Origin of the sequence: Massilia sp. Bi118, assembly GCF_918697865.1 — a bacterium.
In the GTDB taxonomy this organism is placed as follows: Bacteria; Pseudomonadota; Gammaproteobacteria; order Burkholderiales; family Burkholderiaceae_D; genus Telluria.
Genome location: NZ_CAKKMV010000003.1, coordinates 134,875 through 157,106, shown reverse-complemented (window position 1 = coordinate 157,106; position 22,232 = coordinate 134,875). Strand labels below are relative to the sequence as shown.

At 67.5% G+C, this 22,232-nt stretch carries 15 protein-coding genes; 13 read left to right on the top strand and 2 right to left on the bottom strand.

Translation table 11 applies throughout. The features are described from left to right. Window positions 1-58 precede the first annotated feature (58 nt). The 5 genes from LQV39_RS05395 (at window position 59) to motA (ending at window position 13,274) form a co-directional block, all read left to right on the top strand. Complete coding sequence (locus LQV39_RS05395; protein ID WP_230020978.1) at window positions 59-3,097, top strand: ATP-binding protein; 3,039 nt, start codon at window positions 59-61, stop codon at window positions 3,095-3,097. 72 nt (window positions 3,098-3,169) lie between these two features. Then, a complete protein-coding gene (gene recC / locus LQV39_RS05390) occupies window positions 3,170-6,583 on the top strand; it encodes an exodeoxyribonuclease V subunit gamma (RefSeq protein WP_230020975.1) in 3,414 nt (1,137 codons plus the stop codon). Beyond that, entirely contained in the window at window positions 6,580-10,227 is a 3,648-nt protein-coding gene (recB, locus tag LQV39_RS05385; RefSeq protein WP_230020971.1) for an exodeoxyribonuclease V subunit beta, read from the top strand. Before recC ends, recB begins: the two co-directional genes overlap by 4 nt. Beyond that, window positions 10,220-12,199, top strand: coding sequence for an exodeoxyribonuclease V subunit alpha (gene recD / locus LQV39_RS05380; RefSeq protein WP_230020970.1), 1,980 nt, complete (start codon window positions 10,220-10,222; stop codon window positions 12,197-12,199). Before recB ends, recD begins: the two co-directional genes overlap by 8 nt. A gap of 214 nt (window positions 12,200-12,413) precedes the next feature. Continuing rightward, on the top strand, window positions 12,414-13,274 hold the full coding sequence (gene motA / locus LQV39_RS05375) for a flagellar motor stator protein MotA (protein WP_230020968.1): 861 nt from the start codon (window positions 12,414-12,416) through the stop codon (window positions 13,272-13,274). A gap of 84 nt (window positions 13,275-13,358) precedes the next feature. Here the strand turns inward: motA and LQV39_RS05370 are convergent, their stop codons facing one another. Both LQV39_RS05370 and LQV39_RS05365 read right to left on the bottom strand, forming a co-directional pair. Continuing rightward, window positions 13,359-14,318 carry a serine hydrolase gene (locus tag LQV39_RS05370; protein WP_230020965.1) on the bottom strand — a complete coding sequence of 320 codons (960 nt, stop codon included), beginning with the start codon at window positions 14,316-14,318 and terminating at the stop codon, window positions 13,359-13,361. A 330-nt stretch (window positions 14,319-14,648) separates the two neighbouring features. Then, window positions 14,649-15,665 (bottom strand): sulfate ABC transporter substrate-binding protein, encoded by a 1,017-nt coding sequence (locus tag LQV39_RS05365; RefSeq protein ID WP_290368550.1) that lies wholly within the window; start codon window positions 15,663-15,665, stop codon window positions 14,649-14,651. 185 nt (window positions 15,666-15,850) lie between these two features. Here LQV39_RS05365 and LQV39_RS05360 point away from each other — a divergent pair, with 185 nt between their 5' ends. The 8 genes from LQV39_RS05360 to LQV39_RS05325 all read left to right on the top strand — a co-directional run bounded on the left by LQV39_RS05360 (window position 15,851) and on the right by LQV39_RS05325 (window position 22,231). Next, window positions 15,851-16,369, top strand: a complete 519-nt coding sequence (locus LQV39_RS05360; RefSeq protein ID WP_230020963.1) for a GNAT family N-acetyltransferase — start codon at window positions 15,851-15,853, stop codon at window positions 16,367-16,369. A gap of 114 nt (window positions 16,370-16,483) precedes the next feature. Beyond that, the gene (locus LQV39_RS05355; protein WP_230020961.1) at window positions 16,484-17,140 is read left to right on the top strand and encodes a DUF882 domain-containing protein; all 657 of its coding nucleotides are present in this window, start codon (window positions 16,484-16,486) and stop codon (window positions 17,138-17,140) included. Window positions 17,141-17,231: 91 nt separating this feature from the next. After that, entirely contained in the window at window positions 17,232-17,513 is a 282-nt protein-coding gene (locus tag LQV39_RS05350; RefSeq protein ID WP_307727834.1) for a DUF378 domain-containing protein, read from the top strand. 1 nt (window position 17,514) lies between these two features. Further along, window positions 17,515-17,997, top strand: a complete 483-nt coding sequence (locus tag LQV39_RS05345) for a metallophosphoesterase family protein (RefSeq protein WP_230020958.1) — start codon at window positions 17,515-17,517, stop codon at window positions 17,995-17,997. Window positions 17,998-18,074: 77 nt separating this feature from the next. Further along, window positions 18,075-18,488, top strand: coding sequence for a hypothetical protein (locus LQV39_RS05340; protein WP_230020957.1), 414 nt, complete (start codon window positions 18,075-18,077; stop codon window positions 18,486-18,488). Window positions 18,489-18,627: 139 nt separating this feature from the next. Beyond that, window positions 18,628-19,368, top strand: coding sequence for a transporter substrate-binding domain-containing protein (locus LQV39_RS05335; protein WP_230022222.1), 741 nt, complete (start codon window positions 18,628-18,630; stop codon window positions 19,366-19,368). Window positions 19,369-19,375: 7 nt separating this feature from the next. Continuing rightward, window positions 19,376-20,047 (top strand): amino acid ABC transporter permease, encoded by a 672-nt coding sequence (locus LQV39_RS05330; protein ID WP_230020956.1) that lies wholly within the window; start codon window positions 19,376-19,378, stop codon window positions 20,045-20,047. A gap of 99 nt (window positions 20,048-20,146) precedes the next feature. Further along, window positions 20,147-22,231 carry a bifunctional diguanylate cyclase/phosphodiesterase gene (locus LQV39_RS05325; protein ID WP_230020955.1) on the top strand — a complete coding sequence of 695 codons (2,085 nt, stop codon included), beginning with the start codon at window positions 20,147-20,149 and terminating at the stop codon, window positions 22,229-22,231. Window position 22,232: the final 1 nt, after the last annotated feature.

Sequence of the window (22,232 nt, the reverse complement as noted above, 5' to 3'; positions counted from 1 at the left end):
CCAATTGGAGCCGATTGCGTAATACTAGCAATTATTAAAAATTCGACCACGACAGGACATGGCTGAAGCGAGCACGCGCAACATGGGGAAGACCGTCGGCGCCAGCGGCCCGGTGCGCATCGCTTTGTGGGGCGCGGGCCTGTGGCTGGCGCTGATGGTGGGCGCGGCACTGCACCTGGGCGCCACCCGCACCGTCGACGACGATGCGCGGCGCCGCTTCGACAGCATCGCCCAGGGCGCGCGCCAGCGCCTGGACGGCGCCGTGCAATCCTACGCCAGGGTCGTGCGCAACCTCGGCGCCCTGTTCGATGCGAACGGCGGCGAGGTCTCGCGCCTGCAGTTCCACCGCTATGTCGAATCGCTGGACGTACCCGCGAACTATCCGGCCATCGAATCGCTCAACTACGGCGTCCACCTCAAGGATGCGCAACGCGACGCCTTCGTGGCGGCGGTGCGCGCGGACCGCAGCCTGGACCCGCGCGGCTACCCGGACTTCGACATTCAGCCCCCGGGACGCCGTCCCGATTATCTGGTGCTGAGCTACCTGGAGCCGATGATGGCGTCCCGGCTCGGGATCGACATGATCGCCAACCGGCCGGGCGTGGCGCACGCACTGGAGGAAGCGCGCGACCGCGCGGAGCTGCTGGCCTCCGCCAGGCCGCTGAAGATCGCCGTGCCGCGCCCCGTCCTTGCCCTGACCTTGCGCTTTCCGGTCTACCGCGGAGGCGCCGTGCCGGACGGTGTCGAAGCGCGCCGCGCCGCCTATGCCGGCTCGGTCGGGATCGGCTTTTCGATTCCGACCCTGGTGCGGCAGGCGCTGGAAGGCATGGGCCATCATCCGGTGGCGCTGCAGCTCTACCTGGCGGCCGATCCCGAATCGGCGGTTGGACGCTCGCTGAACATCATGCCGGCCGATACCCTGCTGTACGACAGCGCCGCCGAGCGCCCGGCCGGCGCGGCCGGACAGGGTGAGGTATTCCAGTCCGTGCTGCCGGTCCGCTTCCAGGGCAAGCTGTGGAAGGCGCATTTCGTGGTCGGGCGGGCCGAGCTGGTCGACGGGTTCGGCGCCTGGTTCCCGCGCCTGGTCTTCTTCGCCGGCTTCGGCGCCACGCTGCTGATCTACGCGCTGTTCCTGAAGCTGTACTGGTCGCGGCGCCAGGCAGTGGAGCAGCGCGTGCTGCTCGACCTGGTGCTGGACAACGTCGACGCCTACGTCTACATGAAGGACAGCGAGCACCGCTTCAGCTACGTGAACGCCAAGACGGCGGAGGCGGCCGGCCTGCGCGCGGAGCAGATGATCGGCAAGCGCGACCGCGAAGTCATGCTGCCGGGCGCTAGCGAGGCAATCCGGGAGGTCGAGCACAGCGTGCTGGAAACGGGGCAGGGCCGCTCCGTGCAGAACGAGGTCCGGCTGGCCGACGGCAGCGTGCGCCAGCTGTGGAGCGTGAAGGTGCCGGTGCGCGCCGAAGGCGAGGTGACCGCGATGCTGTGCGTGTCCACCGACGTCACCGAGCTGCACCAGCTGAGGGCCAGGGCCGATGCCGCCAGCCAGGCCAAGACCGACTTCCTGTCCAACATGAGCCACGAGATCCGCACGCCGATGAACAGCATCATCGGCATGTCCTGGCTGGCGCTCAAGCAGGCCGCCGAGCCGCGCCAGCGCGATTACCTGCAGAAGATCCACCACTCGGCCCAGCACCTGCTCGGCATCATCAACCACATCCTCGACTTTTCCAAGATCGAGGCCGGGCGCATCGAGCTGGAGCTGCTCGACTTCACCTTGGAGGCCCTGATGCACAATCTCGCTAACCAGCTGGGCGAGGCCGCGCAAGCCAAGGGGCTGGCGCTCGAATTCGAGATCGCGCCCGAGTTGCGGCACCCGCTGCGCGGCGATCCGCTGCGGCTTGAACAGGTGCTGCTGAATTTCACCTCGAATGCGATCAAGTTTTCCGAGCACGGGACCATCCTGGTGCGAGCCGAAACGGTGCGCAGCGCGGGCGCGGACATGCTGGTGCGCTTCGAAGTGCGCGACAGCGGGATCGGCATCGCCGCGCAGGAGCTTCCGCATCTGTTCACGCCATTCCACCAGGCCGACCCCTCGACCACGCGGCGCTATGGCGGCACCGGCCTCGGACTGGTGATCAGCAAGCAGCTGGCCGAGCTGATGGGCGGCGACGTCGGGGTCGAGAGCACGCCGGGCAAAGGCAGCACCTTCTGGTTCACTGCGCGCCTGGCGGGCATCGCCGATGCGGCGGCGCCGCACGCGGCGCCGCCGGCCGGCGCCCCGGCGGTGCTCGCCGGTCCGGGCGCGCTGGCCGGCAGCAGCATCCTGCTGGTCGAAGACAACGCCTTCAACCAGCAGGTCGCGCGCGAGCTGCTGGAAGACGCCGGCGCCGGCGTGGTCGTGGCCGGCAACGGCAGCGAAGCGCTGGCACTGATGCGCGCGCCGGGCGCCGCTTTCGACTGCGTGCTGATGGACGTGCAGATGCCGGTGATGGACGGTTTCGAGGCTACCCGCCGCATCCGCGCCGACGCCGCCTTGAAGGACACCCGCGTGATCGCGATGACGGCCAACGCCGGCCTCGAAGACCAGGCGCGCTGCCAGGCCGCCGGCATGGACGAATTCGTGACCAAGCCGGTGGCGCCCGAGGCCCTGGTGGCGACCGTCGCCCGCGCGCTGGGGCGCAGCGTGCAGCATGCGCTGACCGCGGCCGTGCCGCCGGCGCCGGCGGCCGCGGCCGCGCTGCTGGACATGGCCGTGCTGTCCGAAACCTTTGGCGGCAATCCGGACAAGATGCGTAAATATGCCTTCATGTTCCTGGAGACCGCGCGCGAAGGCCTGCTGGAGATCGACCGCGCCCTCGCTTCCGGCGAGGTCGGTCGCGCCGCGGCGGTCGCGCACCGCATCAAGTCCTCGGCGCGCACGGTGGGTGCGCTGCGCTTCGGCGACGTCTGCGCCGACCTCGAATCCCAGCGCGAGCACGGCGCGATCGCGCAGGCGCGTTCGCTGGCCGCACGCCTGCGCGCGCTGCTGGCGCGGCTGGAACGCCACATTGCCGCGGAACTTGGCGCACGCCAGCAGGATCAGAAGGTATAAAACGCGGCAGTAATCTTGTTCGGCAGACCCCCTTGGTAGTATGCTGCGGGGGTCTACTTGAAGTCTCCCATCATGCGCTCCCCGATCTCTCCCGGCCTCCTCATCCTGCACGGCAACCAGATGGAATTGCTGCGCGCCGCCGTCTTCGACTGGCTGCGTGCGAACCCGCTCGGCCCGCTCGAGGAGGAAATCATCCTCGTACAGTCCAACGGCGTGGCCGAATGGCTGAAGATCGCGCTGGCCGAGGAGCTGGGCGTGTGCGCGGCCACCCGCGTGGCGCTGCCGGCGCGCTTCCAGTGGGAGGCCTACCGCGGCATGCTGGGGCCGGAGCGGGTGCCGCGCCGCTCGCCCTTCGACAAGGACGCGCTCACCTGGCGCCTGATGCGCCTGCTGCCCGAGCTGCTGGCCAAGGACAAGTTCGCGCCGCTGCGCCACTTCCTGTCCGACGGCGATCCCGAGCGCCGCCTGCAGCTGGCCGAGCGCCTGTCCGATCTGTATGACCAGTATCAGGTCTACCGCGCGGACTGGCTGACCGACTGGGCCCAGGGCGAGGACCAGCTGCGCCGTCCCGGCGGCGAACCGGTGCCCCTGGCGCCCGACCAGTGCTGGCAGGCCCAGCTCTGGCGCGAGATCCACGAGAGCCTGCCGCCCGAGCGCCGCTGGTCCGGCCGCGCCACCATCCACCAGCAGTTCATGGCCGCGGTCGAGGATGGGCGCCAGCCGGCCCAGCGCCTGCCGCGCCGCGTGGTGCTGTTCGGGATGTCGACCCTGCCTTACCAGACCATCGAGGCGATGGCAGGGCTGTCGCGCTACACCCAGGTGCTGCTGGCGGTGCCGAATCCCTGCCAGTACCACTGGGGCGACATCATCGAGGGCCGTGAGCTGCTGACGGCCGCCTACCGCCGCCACCAGTCGCGCAACGGCAGCAACCTGGCCGAAGTGCCGGTCGAGGAACTGCACGCGCACAGTCACCCGCTGCTGGCCAGCTGGGGGCGCCAGGGCCGCGACTTCGTGCGCATGCTGGACGAATTCGACGGCGGGCAGGGCGCCAAATTCGGCAATATGCGGGTCGACCTGTTCAACGAGGGCGACGAGGGCAGCTTGCTGTCGCAGGTGCAGGCGGCGGTGCGCGACCTGCTGCCGCTCAGCGAGCATCCGCATGTGCCGCCGGATCCCGAGGATCGTTCGATCGAATTCCACATCGCCCACAGCGCCCAGCGCGAGGTCGAGGTGCTGCACGACCAGCTGCTGTCCTGGTTCGCCAAGGATTCGGATTTGCGGCCGCGCGACATCGTGGTGATGGTGCCGGACATCGACACCTTCTCGGCGGCCGTGCACGCGGTGTTCGACCAGCACAAGCGCAGCGATCCGCGCTACATCCCCTTCGAGATCGGCGACGTCAAGGACCGTAGCGTGAACCCGCTGCTGGTGGCGATGGAATGGCTGCTGCGCCTGCCGCAGCAGCGCTGCCGCCAGAGCGAGGTGCGCGACCTGCTGGACGTGCCGGCGCTGGCCGCGCGCTTCGGCCTGGATGAGGATGACTTGCCGACCCTGGGGCGCTGGATCGAGGGCGCCAGCGTGCGCTGGGGCCTGGACCAGAAGCACCGCGCCGGCCTGGGCCTGGGCTCGGCGGGGGAGCAGAATTCCTGGCTGTTCGGCATCCGCCGCATGCTGCTGGGCTATGCCACCGGCGCCGGCCCCAGCTACGGCGAGATCGAGCCCTATGCCGAAGTCGGCGGGCTGGACGCGGCCCTGGCCGGCGCCCTGGCCGAACTGGTGGAAAGCCTGCTGGCCTGGCGCGAGCAGCTGGACGCGGTCCTGACGCCGGCCGAGTGGGGCCAGCGCGCGCGCGCCCTGATGGCGCGCTTCTTCCGCGCCCGCGACGACGAAGACCGCATGATGCTGAACCAGCTCGAGGAAGCGCTGCAGTGCTGGCTGGAGATCTGCGAGAACGCGCTGTTCGACGAAGCGGTGCCGCTGGGCGTGATGCGCGAGGCCTGGCTGGCGGAACTCGACCAGCCGGCGCTGAGCCACCAGTTCGTCTCTGGCGGCGTGACCTTCTGCACCCTGATGCCGATGCGCGCCGTGCCCTTCAAGGTGGTCTGCCTGCTGGGCATGAACGACGGCGACTTCCCGCGCCGCGGCCACCAGTCCGACTTCGATCTGCTGGCCTTGCCGGGCATGGGACGTCCGGGCGACCGCTCGCGCCGCGACGACGACCGCTACCTGATGCTGGAAGCGCTGCTGGCCGCGCGCGAAAAACTGTACGTCAGCTGGGTCGGCCGCAACGTGCGCGACAACACCGAGCAGCCGGCCTCGGTGCTGGTCTCGCAGCTGCGCGACTACCTCAAGAATGGCTGGGACCTCGATCTCGACGAGCGCACCACGGTGCACGCACTCCAGCCTTTCTCGCGCCGCTACTTCGAGGAAGGCGGCCTGCTGACCTATGCCGGCGAATGGCGCTCGGCGCACAAGCCGGGCGAGGAAGCGGGCGGTGACGACGCGAGCGAAGCCGATTCGCTGCCGCCCTATGAACTGGAAGAAGGCTTCCGCCTGAAGCTGGGCGAGCTGCTCTCCTTTTTGCGCCAGCCCGCGCGCTACTTCTTCCGGCGCCGCCTCGGCGTGAATTTCGGCAGCAACGAGGTAGTGGGCGAGGACGAGGAACCGTTCTCGCTGGACGCCCTCGAACGCTACTTCCTGGAAGACGCGCTGCTGGACGACAGCGGCAGCCCGGAAACGCAGAACGAGGTGCGCCAGGTGCTGGACGCGCGGGCCCAGCGCCTGGTGCGGGAGGGCAGGCTGCCGATCGGCCTGGTGGGCCGCCAGTGGCAGCAGCAGCTGGTCGAGGAACTGGTGCCGGTGCGGCGCAGCTGGCTGGCGCTGGGCGCGCGCTATCCGACCCCGGCGCCCAAGCAGGTGGTGAGCCTCGAATTGAGCGGGGTATTGCTCGACGACTGGATCGACAAGCTGCGCAGCAACGAGGGCGAAACCGTGTGGCTGCTGCAGATCTCCTCGAAAGTCCTTGACCGCAAAGGCGCGCCGCGCGGCGACAAGCTGATCGGACCCTGGCTGCGCCAGCTCGCCGCAGCCGCCATGGGCCAGCGCATCACCGGCTACCTGGTGGCGCGCGACGCCACGCTGCAACTGGATGCGATCGATCCGGGCATCGCGCACGCGGCGCTGGAAAATATCGTGGCGCTGTGGCGCGCCAACCTGGACCGTCCGCTGGCGGTGGCCTGCAAGACCGCGCTGGCCCACCTGGCCGACAAGGACAGCGCGCGCGAGGTCTACGACGGCGGCTTCGAAATCAATGGCGAAGTCGACGACCCCGTTCTTTCGCGCCTGTGGCCCGAATTCGCCGTGCTGCGCGCGGCCGGCGACTGGCCGCGCACCGCCGAGTCCCTGTACGGCCCGCTGGCCATCTGGCTGCGCGAGCGTGTCCATGTGACGAAATTCGGCAGCGAAGAAGGGGGCAAGGAAGCATGAGCCAACTCCTCCAGCCGCTCGAATTCCCGCTGCACGGCTCGCGCCTGATCGAGGCCAGCGCCGGCACCGGTAAAACCTGGACCATCGCCGCGCTGTATCTGCGCCTGGTGCTCGGTCACGGGGAGGAAAACGCCTTCGCCAGGCCGCTGCTGCCGCCCGAGATCCTGGTGATGACCTTCACCCGCGCCGCCACGCGCGAACTGTCGAACCGCGTGCGCGAGCGCCTGGTGCAGGCGGCCGCCTTCTTCCGCGGCGAAGAATACGTCGACGATCCCTACCTGGAAGCCCTGGCCGACAGCTACGACGACGAGGCCGCGCGCCTGGTCGCGGCCCACCGCCTGGTGCTGGCCGCCGAGACCATGGACGAGGCGGCGATCTTCACCATCGACGCCTGGTGCCAGCGCATGCTGCGCGAGCACGCCTTCGACAGCGGCAGCCTGTTCGACGAAGAGCTGGTCGGCGACGAGCGCGCCCTGTTCGAGGACGCCGCCAACGACTACTGGCGCCAGCACGTCTATCCGCTGGGCGGCCATGCGCTGAAATCGCTGCTCGCGGTCTGGAAAGACGTCGACGCCCTGAAAGCGGCGGCGCGCGAGCTGGTCAAGCGCGCCGAGCTGCTGGGACCGGACTGCGTGGACGAGGAGGGCAGGCCCAACGACATGGAAGCGCTGGGCGCCGTCATCGCCGGCGTCGAGCGGGCGCAGAAGGGCAAGCTGGCGCGCCTGAAGGAAGGCTGGCGCGAGCGCGCGGACGCAATGGAAAGCTGGATCGCCTCGCACCGCGCAGTGCAGCCGAAATGCTTCAGCGGCGTCAAGATGAAGCCGGATTCGCTGGTGAAGTGGTTCGAGGCCCTGCGGTCCTGGGCCGATGATCCGTCGCTGGTCATGCCGGACCTCGGCGATACGGCCTGGCGCCGCCTGACCCCGGCCGGCATCCTTGACGCCTTCGCCAAGGACTTCAGCGCCGCCGTGCCCGAATGCTTCGAGCATACCGGGGCGCTGAAGGAAGCGCTGGACGGGATCGAGCCGATGGCGCACGCGCTGCTGCGCCACGCCGCCTGCAATATCGCGCGCCGCATGATCGATTTGAAGCGCCGCAACCGCCAGTTCGGTTTCGCCGACATGCTGGCGCGCCTGAAGAACGCGCTCGAAGGCGCGAACGGCGAGGCGCTGCGCAAGCGTATCCTCGACCAGTTTCCGGTGGCGATGGTCGACGAATTCCAGGACACCTCGCCCGACCAGTACCGCATCTTCGACCTGCTGTACCGCGTGCTCGACAACGACCCCACGCACGGCCTGTTCCTGATCGGCGACCCCAAGCAGTCGATCTACGGCTTCCGCGGCGCGGACATCCACAGCTACCTGTCGGCGCGGCGCGACACCAGCGGGCGCCACTACCAGCTGGGCACCAACTACCGTTCGACCGAGCAGGTGGTGGCGGCCGTGAACCGCCTGTTCGAGTATGCCGAACAGGGTTACGCGGCGGGCGCCTTCCGCTTCAAGAAAGATGGCGAGAATCCGCTGCCCTTCGAGGCGGTGGACGCGAAAGGACGCAGGCAGGAGCTGGTCGGCGTCGACGGCCCCTTCCAGGCACTGGCGGTGGCGTCGACCCCGCGCGAAGACCTGCGCACCGACGACTACCGCGACTTCTTCGCCCACCACTGCGCCGAGCACATCGTCACGCTGCTGAACGACCCGCAGGCCGGCTTCCAGGACGACGAAGGCACCTTCAAGCGCCTGATGCCGGCCGATATCGCGGTGCTGGTGCGCGACCGCCGCGAAGCCTCGGCGATCCGGCGCGCGCTGGTGCAGCGCCGCGTCGCCAGCGTCTACCTGTCCGACCAGGACTCGGTGGTCGAGAGCCAGGAAGCGGTGGACGTGCTGCGCTGGCTGCAGGCGGTCGCGAGTCCGCTCGACGGCACCCTTGCGCGCACCGCCTTCGCCACCGCCACCTGCGCGCTGCCGCTGCCCGAGCTGGCCCGTTTGTCGAGCGACGAACTGGCCTGGGAAGAGCGGGTCGAACAGCTGAAGAACCTGCACCAGACCTGGCAGCGTCAGGGCGTGCTGGCGATGCTGCGCCGTTTCATCCACGAGCTGGGACTGCCGGCCAAGCTGCTGGGCGCCAGCGGCGGCGAGCGCCGCCTGACGAATTTGCTGCACCTGGCCGAGCTGCTGCAGGAAGCCAGCCGCGAGCTGGATGGCGAGCAGGCCCTGATCCGCTGGTTCGCCGAGCAGGTGGAAGGGCTGGGCGAGGGGGGCGACGAACGCGTGCTGCGCCTGGAAAGCGACGCCGAGCTGGTCAAGGTGGTCACGGTGCACAAGTCGAAGGGCCTGGAATACCCGCTGGTCTACCTGCCTTTCGCCGTCACCGCCCGCAAGACCGACCGCCGCAACCGCGCCTTCTTCGAGTACGTGCACGAGGATGGCGGCCGCCGCATCGACCTCGGGCTGAGCGAGGATGCCTTGAAGGCCGTCGACCGCGCGCGCATCGAGGAGGATTTGCGCCTGCTCTACGTGGCGCTGACGCGCGCCCGGCACTTCCTGTGGCTGGGCGTGGCCGCGGTGGCGGCCGGCCGCAAGGGCGAGAACCGCCTGCACGAATCGGCGCTGGGCTATCTGCTGACCGGCGGCGAGCCGGTGCAGGCCAGCGCCATGCAGGAACGCTGGGAGCTTCTCCGCGGCGGCCTCGACGCGATCGAGCTGCACACGCTGGACGCCCCGGAAGGCTGTACGCGGCTGGTCCGCACCGACGTGCGGCCCGAGCTGGTCGAGGCCCCGGCCTTTGCCGGCCAGTTCGAGCGCAACTGGGCGGTCGGCTCCTTCACCTCGCTGACCCGCCACACGGTGGCCGCGCCGACGCGGCCGCAGGAAGAGAATCTGCTGGAAGAGGAAGAGCCCGGCACGGTCGAAGTCCAGAAGGCGGACGACGCGCCCTGGCACCGCTTCCCGCGCGGCGCCACGCCCGGCAACTTCCTGCACGAGCAATTGGAGTGGATGGCGCAGGAAGGCTTCAGCCGCATCGACGAGGACGAGTTCATCAAGCGCCTGCACCAGCGCATCGTGCGCGCCGGCTGGGGCAACCGGGTCGATGACGCCATGGCCTGGCTCGACGCGCTGGTCACGCTGCCGTTGCCGCCGACCGGCTGCGCGCTGTCTGACCTCGAGGAAGTGCTGCCGGAGATGGAGTTCTGGTTCCCCAGCCACGGCCTGGACGTGGGCGCGCTGGACCGCCTGTGCCGCCGGCACCTGCTGGGCGCGACCCCGCGTCCGACCCTGCCGGAACGCCAGCTGCACGGCATGCTGAAGGGTTTTACGGACCTGGTGTTCGAATGCCAGGGCCGCTACTGGGTGCTGGACTACAAGTCGAACGCGCTGGGACATGGCGACGCCGCCTACACCGGGCCGGCGATGGCGGCGGCGATGGCCGAGCACCGCTACGACATCCAGGGCGCGATCTACCTGCTGGCCCTGCACCGCCTGCTGCGCGCGCGCCTGGGCGAGGCCTATGACCCGGCCGAACAGCTGGGCGGCGCCGTGTTCCTGTTCCTGCGCGGGATCGGCAACGAGTTCACGCGCGGCTGCTACCTGATCGAGCCGGACATGGCCCTGCTCGACGGACTCGATGGGCTGCTGGCAAATGAGTAAGAAAGACACCGATATGCTGGACCCCGACAGGATCGACATCTTCTGGTTCGAGGTGGAACGCCTCACCGAGGCCGGCGAATTGCGCCGCCTGTCCGGCGCCTTCGCCCGCTTCATGGCTTCGCTGGGACCGGCGCCGGCGCCGCTGCTGCTGGCCTCCCTGGTGCTGTCCGAGCTCGAAGGGCGCGGCCACAGCTGCCTGCTGCTGGCGGACCTGGCCAGCGACGCCGCCGGCCTGCTCGGCCTGCCGGCGGAAGAGTGGACCGAACTGGCCGCCGCCATCAAGCCGCTGCCGAAGAATGCGAAAGCCTGGATGACCCAGCTGAGCGGCTGCGAGCAGGTGTGGCGCGTCGGCGACCTCGATTACGGCCAGCCGCTGGTGCTGGATGGCGAGGGCGACGATGGCCGGCTCTACCTGCGCCGCTACTGGCGCGACGAGACGGTGATCGCGTCCAGCGTGCGCGAACGCGCCCGCGCGCAGCAGCCGGTCGATGTGCCCGTCGTCCGGGAATGGCTGGACCTGCTGTTCGCCTCCCAGCGCGCTGCCGAAAAGCCGGACTGGCAAAAGCTGGCCTGCGCCATCGCCCTGCGCGGCAGGATGGCCATCATCACCGGCGGCCCCGGCACCGGCAAGACCTACACGGTAGCGCGCCTGCTGGCGCTGCTGTTCGCGACCGCGCCGGACGCCGCCCGCCAGCGCATCGCCCTGGCCGCGCCCACTGGCAAGGCGGCCGCGCGCCTGAAGCAGTCGATCGACAAGGCCTTGAATGAACTGGCGGACAAGGTCGGCGGGCAGCTGCCGCTGCGCGAACTCACCGCCCGCATGGGCGCCGCCCGCACCCTCCACAGCCTGCTGGGCGCACGCCCGGACAGCCGCGCCTTTGCCCACCACCGCGGCAATCCACTCGACGTCGACGTGCTGATCGTCGACGAAGCCTCGATGGTCCACCTGGAGATGATGGCCTCGCTGCTGGACGCGCTGCCGCCAACGGCCACCCTGATCCTGCTGGGCGACAAGGACCAGCTGGCCTCGGTGGAAGCCGGCGCGGTGCTGGGCGACCTGTGCGCCGACGCCCAGGCCGGCAATTACGACGCCGCCACGGTGGACTACGTGCGCGAAGCCAGCGGCGAAGACATCCCGCCGGACTATGTGCACGAGGGCGGCGCGCTGGCCCAGCAGACCGTCATGCTGCGCCACAGCCGGCGCTTCGGCGGCCCGATCGGACAGCTGGCGCTGGCGGTCAACGCCGGCGACGCCGACGCTGCGGCCGCCGTGTTGCGCGAGCGCGGCGCACTCGAAGTCGAAGTCGCGCACGCGCTGCGCTGGATCGAGCACGCCCAGCAGCAGCACGCGATCGCGCTGGCGCTGGAAGGCTACCGGCCCTATCTGCGCCTGCTTGGCGAAGGGCCGCAGGGGGCTCACGAAGACTGGGTGCGCATGGTGCTGCAGCGCTTCGAAGCCTTCCGCATCCTGTGCGCGGTGCGCGAGGGCGAGTGGGGCGTCGAAGGCCTGAACACGGCGATCGAGCAGCGCCTCGACGGCGTCGGCCTGATCCGCCGCAGCGGCGACTGGTATGTCGGCCGTCCTGTCATGGTGACCCGCAACGATTACTCGACCAACGTCTTCAACGGCGACATCGGCCTGACCCTGGCCGACCCGGCCCGTCCCGGCTCCCTGCGCGTCTACTTCCTGGAGGGCGACAAGGTCCGCAGCGTCCTGGCCACCCGCCTGCGCCACGTGGAGACCGCCTACGCGATGACGGTCCACAAATCCCAGGGCTCGGAATTCGCGCACACGGTGCTAGCGCTGCCGAAAGAGGGCGGCGCGGTACTGGCGCGGGAGCTGGTGTACACGGGGATCACGCGGGCGAGCCGGGAGTTTACTTTGCTGACGCCGGTGCCATCCGTGCTGGGGGAGGCGATTCAGAAGCGGACGCATCGGGCTAGTGGGCTTCGAGGCATGATCGAACGCTAGGCCGCCTGAACACGTCGGCAGCGTGTAAACGTCGTCCCCGCGGAGGCGGGGACCCAAGTTCGGCGCGGGCCACGAGCATATTCCTTGGCCACTTACGCGAACTTGGATTCCCGCCTTCGCGGGAACGACGAGCTAGCGATTATTTGCGCCAGTCTTTGCTTTCCCGATAGCAACAATGTTAAAGTTGCCGTCTGGGAACTCTGGAGACTGCGCCATGTTGATCTTTGTCGGTTTTTTGGTCGTGATGCTGGCCGTGTTCGGCGGCTTCGTGCTGCAGGATGGGCATCTGGCCGCGCTGTTCCAGCCTTATGAACTGCTGATGATCTTCGGCGGCGCCATGGGCGCCTTCGTGATCGCCAACGACCGCAAGGCGATCTCCCTGACCTGGCACAGCATCCCGACCCTGTTCCACGGCTCGCGCTATACCCGCGAGCTCTACATGTCGCTGATGGCGCTGATGTTCGACGTGCTGACCAAGGTGCGGCGCGAAGGCCTGATGTCGCTCGAGGACGATATCGACGCGCCCTATGAAAGTCCGGTCTTCGGCAGGTATCGCCTGGTGCTGATGGACGACCACCTGCTCGACTTCATCACCGACTACCTGCGCCTGCTGGTGTCCGGCACCATGAATTCCTACCAGCTGGAAAACCTGATGGATTGCGAGATCGAGACCTACCAGGAAGACTCGGACATCCCGGTGCAGGCGATCCACAAGCTGGCCGACGGCATGCCGGCCTTCGGCATCGTCGCCGCAGTGATGGGCGTGGTCCATACCATGGGCTCGATCGGGCGTCCGCCGGCGGAGCTGGGCAGCCTGATCGCGGCGGCCCTGGTCGGCACCTTCCTCGGCATCCTGCTGTCCTATGGCCTGGTGGCGCCCTTGGCCAGCCTGCTGCACCGCCGCCACCAGGAAGTGGTCAAGGCCCTGCAGTGCGTGAAAGTGACCCTGCTGGCCAGCATGAACGGTTATGCGCCGACCATTGCGGTCGAGTTCGGGCGCAAGGTCATCTCGGCGACCGAAAGGCCGAGCTTTGCCGAGCTGGAAGGGCATGTGCGGCAGCTGAAGGCACGCTGATCCGCCGAGGCCCCGCCCTGGAATGCAAAAAGCCGCGACGGGTTGCCGTCGCGGCTTTTTTGTTTGAAGCGGATCGGCTGGCGATCAGCGATGACGGCGGTGACGCGTCACCGGCGCATGCTTGAAGCGGCTGGTGCGGCCGCTCGAGGCCTTGACGCGGCCGCCGGCGGATGCCTTGATGCGCGGACCGCCGACGGCGGCCTTGATGCGCGAGCTGACGCGTGCGCGCACCGGGCTGGTCGCGACCGGGGCGGCGTCGCCCAGCACGTGGCGGCGGATGTTCAGGGCGTCCAGGATGCGCACCGAGGAGGCGCCGGCGTTCAGCAGCACCAGGGTGGCGTTCTTGCCGGCCGCTTTGATGCGCATGATCAGGCAGCGGCCTGCTTCCTGGGTGTAGCCGGTCTTCGACAGGCCGATATCCCAGCCTTTGGCGCCGACCAGGCGGTTGGTGTTGTGGTACTCGACTTCGCGGCCCTTGATGTTGATCAGGTCCTTGGACGAGGTCGTAATGCGGGTGATCTCGGCATAGTTCGAGGCCGCGGTCGCCATCTTGACCAGGTCGGTCGCGGACGACTTGTTATGCGGGCTCAGGCCGGTCGGTTCTTCGATCACGGTCTGGGTCATGCCCAGCGCCGCGATCTTGCGCTTCACGGCGATGCGGAAAGCGTCCATGCCGCCCGGGTAGGTGCGGCCGAGGGCGGCGGCGGCGCGGTTGTCCGAGGACATCAGGGCCAGCTGCAGCACGTCGCGGCGCGGGATGGTCGCGCCGACCGGCACCCGCGAGCTGCTGTGCTTGAGCATGTCGACGTCCTGCTTTTCGATCTCGATCGGCTCGTTCATGTCCTGATGGGCATCGAGCACGACCATGGCGGTCATCAGCTTGGTCAGCGAGGCGATGGGCACGACGGCAGCCGAGTTCTTTTCGAACAGGACCTTGCCGGTGTCGTCTTCGACGACCAGTACCGACTGCGATCCGAAAGGCACGGCGAGGGCGGCCGCGCTGGAAATCGTCATCAGCACGGCAGCGAGGAATTTTTTGATCATGTGTATGTGTGGGTACGTTTAAATGGTCGGGCGCCGGACGGCGGCGGAGCATCAAATCGTTCAGTTAGACCAATAGCGGCCAGCTATATGGGAACTATTTATTGGCAGAATACCGATGCAATGACATAGATCAATGTCATCGGGGGAAAATCAAATACCAACGGAAAGATTCTACAAGAAAAAAAGGCCTCGCGTGATCGCAAGGCCTTATTTGTGAACGGATATTTGAAATTTGTCTAAAAGAAATCTCTAAAAAGCGACTCAGCTTTATTTTCCGTCGGTAAATCCTGTATATCCATACAGTCTTAATGCGTCAGGATTTACTATCCTTTATTTAGACTGGTAGATCTTGTCGAATTCGCCGCCGTCGTCGAAATGGCGTTTCTGCGCCGCGCGCCAGCCGCCGAATACATCGTCGACCGTGAACAGCTTGACCGGCTTGTAGTTGGCCGCGAACTGCTTCATGACTTTCTCGCTGCGCACACGCAGGTAGTGCCTGGCCCCGATCGCCTGGCCGGCTTCCGAGTACAGGAAGTTCAGGTAGCCGGTGGCCTGCTTGCGCGTACCCTTGCGGTCGACCACCTTGTCGATGATCGCCACCGGGGTTTCCGCCAGCACGGAAATCGACGGGTAGACCACCTCGAAGTTGTCGCCGAACTCGGCGCGCACCAGGTTGACCTCGTTCTCGAAGGTCACCAGGGCGTCGCCGATCTGGCGCTGGGTGAAGGTGGTGGTGGCGGCGCGTCCGCCGGCGTCCAGCACCGGCACGTTCTTGAAGATCTTGCCGACCAGCTCGCGCGCCTGGGCTTCGTTGCCGCCTTTCTTGAGCACCGAGCCCCAGGCCGCCAGGTAAGTGTAGCGGCCATTGCCCGCGGTTTTCGGGTTCGGGATCACGACCTTGACGCCGGACTTGGCCAGGTCGGTCCAGTCATGGATGCCTTTCGGGTTGCCCTTGCGGACCAGGAACACCATGGTCGAATAATAGGGCGAGGCATTGTTCGGGAATTTCTTGCTCCAGTCCTTGGCGACCAGGCCGCGGTCGGCCAGCATGTCGATGTCGTTGGCCTGGTTCAGGGTCACCACCGAGGCTTCCAGGCCATCGGCGACCGCGCGCGCCTGCTTGCTGGAGCCGCCGTGCGACTGCTTGATGACGACAGTCTCGCCGGTGTTCTTCTTCCAGTCGGCGATGAAGGCCGGGTTCACGTCCTTGTACAGTTCGCGCGCGACGTCGTAGGAAACGTTCAGCAGCTCGACTTCGGCGGCCTGTGCAGCGAAGGGGAGGGCGGCGCCCAGAGCCAGGGTAAGCGCCAGCAGGTGGCGGCGCAGCGGAGAGTGGGTTCGGACCATTGTTTGTTCTTCCTTGTAGAGACCTGTGGAAACCAGGGCCATCATCTACGAAGAAATATCGGAACAAAAGTACATTTTTATCATATGCTTAGAAGCTCTATGCCCGACGCATGGCTGGGCAGCACGATTGCACGCTTTGGGTTATAGTCCGGCCTGCCGAACCACCGCTTTTAGACCGACAGTACATGGGTATTGACATCCGCCAGGCAACACCGAACGACGCGCCGGAAGCATGCGCGCTGCTGCGCCGTTCGATCGAAGAAGGCTGCGCCGCCGATCACGGCGCGCGCGCGGAGATCCTCCAGGCCTGGCTGAGCAACAAGACGCTGCAGAATGTCACGGCCTGGTTTTCCTCGCCCAGCAATTTTGCCGTGGTCGCGGTCGACGGCCAGCAACTGGCCGGCATGGCGCTGCTGACCCAGGCCGGCAAGCTGGCCCTGTGCTACGTGATGCCGGGGCAACTGCACCAGGGTATAGGCCGCGCCATGGTGCAGGCCGTCGAAGCCCGCGCCCGCTGCTGGGACATCGCCAAGCTGCACATGCACAGCCCGGCGTCGAGCAGTGGCTTTTTCGAGCGGCTCGGCTATGTAAACGCCGGCAAGGATAAAGCCTGCTTCGGCCTCGAATGCGATTTCCTCTGGAAGCAGCTGAATGCCGTCGAAGCGCCTGCCAGCAAGCGTTATTGCAGCTGCAGCGGCAAATAATCCGGAATACGCATGAATTCCGCCGTGTTGCGTGAAACATTCGCTAACACGTGCTCATCTTCTTTCCTGGAATCTATTGAGATATAGTACGCGGGTTCCAATGATGAGTTTGTTATGGCTTCCCGCAGAGATTTCCTTCACCACGGCTTGCGCCTCACCGCACTCGGCCTGGTCGCAACGCCGCTGATCGACGCCGGCGCGGCTGCGCGCGGCGCTTCCAGCCAGGCGACACCCGACACCGACATTGCTCCGCCCCCCGACCTGTTCGATGCGCAGGTGGTCGACCTCGACTTCTGGGTCAAGCCGCGCACCCTGTCCGTGGTCCGTCCGGCCAGCGGCGAGCGCACCAGGGTCCTGTACTGGAAGGATGGCGAGGTCATCGACTCGGCCTACCAGGAACTGTGCCACATGCTGCGCGACGTGAACGGCAAGGCCAGCATGGCCATCGATCCCAAGCTGATCGAGACCCTGTGGGCGTCCCAGGCCTTCGTCGCGCGCTACGGCCTCGACAAGCCGCTGGAGATCCTGTCCGGCTACCGCACCCCGGACTCCAACAAGCGCCTGATCGAGCAGGGCGTGCCGGCCGCGCGCCAGTCCCTGCACATGTCCGGCAAGGCCGCCGACATCCGCATCGCCGGGCTGACCGAGGAAGTGCTGGGCGGCCTGGTGCGCAGCTTCCGGCAGGGCGGGGTCGGTTTCTATTACCGTTCCGGCCCTAAAGGCGGCTGGATTCATGCGGACACCGGCCTGAACCGTACCTGGAAAGGTTGATTCCTCAGAGGATAGGCGGCGCACCCCCGTCCGCATTTTTGCTATCTTGGCTTGCCTGTCAAACTTTCCGAAGGAGGACATGATGGCAACCATGAACGCACCCACCATGGAACGGCGGCACCTGCCCGAGCGGCGGGCGACCGTGCGCGAAGGGCATACGGCGATGTCCGCGGTCGACTACATTGCCATGGCCCTGCTGATCATCGGCGGCCTGAACTGGGCGATGGTCGGCCTGTTCGACGTCGACGTCGTCGCCAGCCTGTTCGGCGCCGGCAGCCCGGCCAGCCGCCTGGTCTATGTGCTGGTCGGCATCTCGGCGCTTTACTCGATCTGGACGGCCACCAAGATGGGCCGGCACCGGACGCCAGGCTGAGTTGGCGGCCACGGCGCCACAGCGGGCCCTGCGGATCGGACTGATCTCGGATACGCACGGCCTGCTGCGTCCGGAAGCCCTGGATTTCCTGGCGGGCAGCGACCACATCGTGCACGGCGGCGACATCGGCAATCCGGAGATTCTCGAGTGCCTGGCAGCGATCGCGCCCCTGACCGTGGTGCGCGGGAACAACGATACCGCTGCGTGGGCGAAGACCATCCCGGATACCGCCCGCATCGCGCCCGGCGGCGTGCCGGTCTACGTGATCCACGACCTCAAGGAACTGGACCTCGACCCGCTGGCGGCGGGCCTGCGCGTGGTGGTGTCCGGGCATTCGCACAAGCCCGCCTGCGTGGAGCGCGGCGGCGTGCTGTACGTGAACCCGGGCAGTGCCGGGCGGCGGCGCTTCAGCCTGCCGATCGCGGCGGGCGAACTGCTCATCGACAAGGGGCAGGTGGCGGCGCGGCTGGTAACGCTGGCATGAACGCCTTCTTGCGCCCACCGGCATCCATGGCTTAGCATGTGCGGCCTTGCCATCCCACTATCAGACACCAAGCCATCATGAGCCAAGATTCGACCAAGGACAGCGCCGAGCGCCCCCGTTTCCGTCCTGTGCCCTGGACCCCGCTGGAAACCCCGCAGGATGTCGAACTCTGGATCGATGCGCACAACCGCACCATGCAGGAAATGATCGGCCCGCAGGAGACCGGGGTCGGCGTGCGCTTCACGCTGGCGCCGGGCGGCGACGTCTACCTGCAGACCACGGGCGATGCCGTGCTGCTCGACGTCGAGCCGGACGCCGGCTGGATCGCGCCGCTGATCATGGCCGCCACCCATGCCGAGCAGCCGGCCGGCCAGGTCTGGATACTGCCCGAAGACAAGCTGGTGCAGCTGCTGCTGGGCCTGTCGACCCTGGTCGAGAGCACGCTGATCGTCACCGGCCACAATTTCAAGCATAGCCGCAGGCTATATTGATAGGCGAATAATTCCCTTTTCGCATGATCGTGTTTCGGTTATAAATCAGGCTCTGCTGCTTGAAAGGAATGCGATGCAAAAGGGTTCCCCAAACAATTTTCGCAGGACTATTTTGGCCAGCGCCGCCGCGGCCGCCGCCATGCTGGCGCTGCCGGCCCACGCCGCCGACCTGCTGGACAATGCCAGGGCGCGCGGCACGCTGCGCATCGCCCTCGAGGGAACCTACCCGCCCTTCAACTTCAAGGACCCGAAGACCGGCCAGCTGACCGGCTACGACGTCGACGTCGCCAGGCTGGTGGCGGGCAAGCTGGGCCTGAAGCCGGAATTCGTGACCACCGAGTGGGCCTCGATCCTGGCCGGCCTGGGCGCCGGCAAGTACGACGTCATCATCAGCCAGGTCAACGTCACGCCCAAGCGCGAGCAGGCCTTCGATTTCTCCACCCCCTATACCTATTCGACGCCGCAGCTGATCGTGCGCCGCAACGAGCGCATCGACTACAAGAAGCTGGAAGACCTGAAGGGCAAGAAGGTCGGGGTCGGGCAGGGCAGCGTGTTCGAGCAGCAGGCCAAGGCCATGCCGGGCATCGAGGTGAAGAGCTACCCGGCGGCCCCGGAAAACCTGCAGGACCTCGCCTTCGGCCGTATCGACGCGGCCCTGAACGACAGCCTGATGGTCGGCTACCTGCTGAAGTCCTCGCAGCTGCCGATCCGCGCCGGCGCGCGCGTGGGCGCGGTCGAGCGCACCGCGGTCGCCTTCCAGAAGGGGAATCCGAAATTCCGCGCCGCCGTCGACAAGGCGCTCGGGGAAGTCCGCGCCGACGGCAGCCTGAAGGCCGCTTCGCTGAAGTGGTTCGGCGTCGACGCCACGCGCGCGCCCTAAGCCCTAGATGGAATTCCAGGAACTGCTGGACTTGCTGCGCGAGTCCGCGCCGGTCATGCTGCGCGGCGCGGGCCTCACACTGCTGCTGGCGGTATCGGCCATGCTGGGCGGCCTGGTGCTCGGCTTGCCGGCGGCCCTGATGCGGGTCTCGCCCTGGGCGCTGCTGCGCTGGCCGGCGGCGGTCTACGTCAGCGCCTTCCGCGGCACCCCGCTGCTGGTACAGCTGTTCGTCGTCTACTACGGCCTGCCCAGCATCGGCATCGAGTTCACGCCGGTGACGGCGGGCGTGCTGACCCTGTCGCTGAACGCCGGCGCCTACCTGTCCGAAAGCCTGCGCGGCGCCATCCTGGCCATCGCCCAGGGCCAGTGGCGGGCCGCCTACAGCCTCGGCCTGGGCTGGGGCCAGACCCTGGGCCACGTGGTGCTGCCGCAGGCGCTGCGCGTGGCGGTGCCCTCGATGAGCAATACCCTGATCAGCCTGATCAAGGACACCTCGCTGGTTTCGGTGATCACCATGACTGAGCTCATGCTTGTCACCAAAGAATTGATCTCCGTCACATTCCGTCCATTGCCGCTCTACGTCGCAGCGGCGATCATCTACTGGATCCTGAGCCTGTTCTTCGAAGGCCTGCAGCGCCGGGCCGAGCGGCGCCTCAACCGGGCGCATCAGCAACACTGAAGCAGTATCGGATCGACAACGTCTTTGCGGCATGCTAGGCTTTTCTGAAAAGCAATAGAATCCGGGCAACTCAACCAAGCGAAGCGGGGTGAGATGGACATGGACGTGCAACAGCTCGACAGCGGCGTCAGCCCCGAGCGCCTGCGCCACGAGCAGGAACAGGCGCATTTCAACGAACTCTACCTGCTGGCCCCGGTCGGCTATTTCGTGGTGGCCTTCGACGGCCGCATCCTGCAGGCGAACGTGGCCGGCGCCCAGTTGATCGGCGTCCCGCGCGGGGCGGCGGGCGGACACCGCTTCCACGACTTCGTGCGGCGCAACTGGCGCGAGGAGTTCGACATCTTCTTCGAATCCGCCATCAACAGCCGCGCGCCGCGCCGCCAGCGCATCGAGATGACCTGCGCCGACCATGGCGCGCCCGGCCCGGTGCTGCTGCTGGCCAGCGCCGACGGCAGCGGCCAGGCCTGCCGCATCGTGGTCGAACCGGTCGACGGCAACCTGGCCGCGCTCGAACGCTCCGAGGAACGCTTCCGCCGCATCGTCCACTGCGCCGACGAAGGCATCTGGGAGATCGACGCGCTCGGCTTCATCACCTTCGTCAACCCGAAGATGGCGGCCCTGCTGGACTGCGAGATCGAGGGCCTGCTCGAGCAGCCGCTGGTGCGCTTCATGGACGAGGAGGGCCGCGCGCGCTTCGAGGCCCACGATGTGCGCCGCCAGCATGCGCGCGGCGAGCGCGTCGAACTCAAGTTCGTCCGCTGCGACGGCAGCGAGCTGTGGACCAGCGCCGCCACCACGCCCATCTTCGACGTCGCCGGCAACTACCTCGGCACCCTGGCCCTGGTCAGCGACATCACGCGCCAGCGCGCCTCCGCCGAGCGGATCTGGCACCAGGCGAACTTCGACGAGCTGACCGGCCTGCCGAACCGCCACATGTTCCGCGACCGCCTGGCCCAGGAGATGCGCAAGGCCGACCGCGGCGCCACCTTCGTGGCCCTGCTGTACATCGACCTCGACCACTTCAAGGAAGTCAACGACCGCCTCGGCCACGCCGTCGGCGACACCCTGCTGGCCGAGGCCGCGCGCCGCGTGAAGGCCTGCGTGCGCGCCACCGACACCCTGGCGCGCCTGGGCGGCGACGAGTTCACCGTGATCCTGTCCGGGCTGGAGCGGGTCGGCAGCGTCGACCGCATCGCCCAGTCCATCGTCGATGCACTGGCGCGGCCGTTCGACCTGGCCGGCGAACTGGCCGAGATCTCGGCCTCGGTCGGCATCGCCCTGTATCCGGCCGATGCGCGCGAGCTGCCGGACCTGCTGTCGCATGCGGACCAGGCCATGTACGCATCGAAGAACGCCGGCCGCAACCGCTACAGCTACTTCACCCAGGACCTGCAGGAAGCGGCGATGGCGCGCCAGGCGATCGCGCTCGAACTGCGCGAGGCGATCGTCCAGCAGCAGTTCGAGATCCTGTACCAGCCCATCGTCTCGCTGCGGACGGGGGCCGTGCACAAGGCCGAGGCCCTGCTGCGCTGGCGCCATCCGACCCGCGGCCTGCTGGCGCCGGCCCATTTCATCCCGTTCGCGGAATCGAGCGGCATGATCGTCGAGATCGGCGACTGGGTGTTCCGCGAAGCCGCGCGCCAGGTCCAGTGCTGGCAGCGCAGCATCGCCGCGGACTTCCAGGTGAGCGTGAACAAATCGCCGGTGCAGTTCCGGCGCGACGGCGGCCAGTACCAGGGCTGGCTCGACTACCTGCGCGAGATGGAACTGCCGTCGCAGAGCATCGTGGTGGAAATCAGCGAAGGCGCGCTGCAGGGCGGCGCCGACGCGCTACTGGGCCGGCTGGCGCAATACCGCATGCTGGGCCTGCAGGTGGCGCTGGACCACTTTGGCACCGGCTACGCCTCGCTGTCGCATTTGAAACGCTACGACATCGACTTCGTGAAGATCGACCCATCTCTGGCGCAGACGCTGGACGGGGAGGGCGGGGAGCTGGCGCTGTACGAGGCGATCGTCGCCATGGCGCACAAGCTGGGTCTGAAGGTAGTGGCGGAAGGGGTGGAAACGGCGGCGCAGCGCGCGCTGCTGGTGGATGCCGGCTGCGATTACGCGCAGGGGTATATGTTCGGGCATCCGATGACGGCGCAGGAGCTGGAAAAGCTCGCCCTGCGCCGCACCGGCTGAA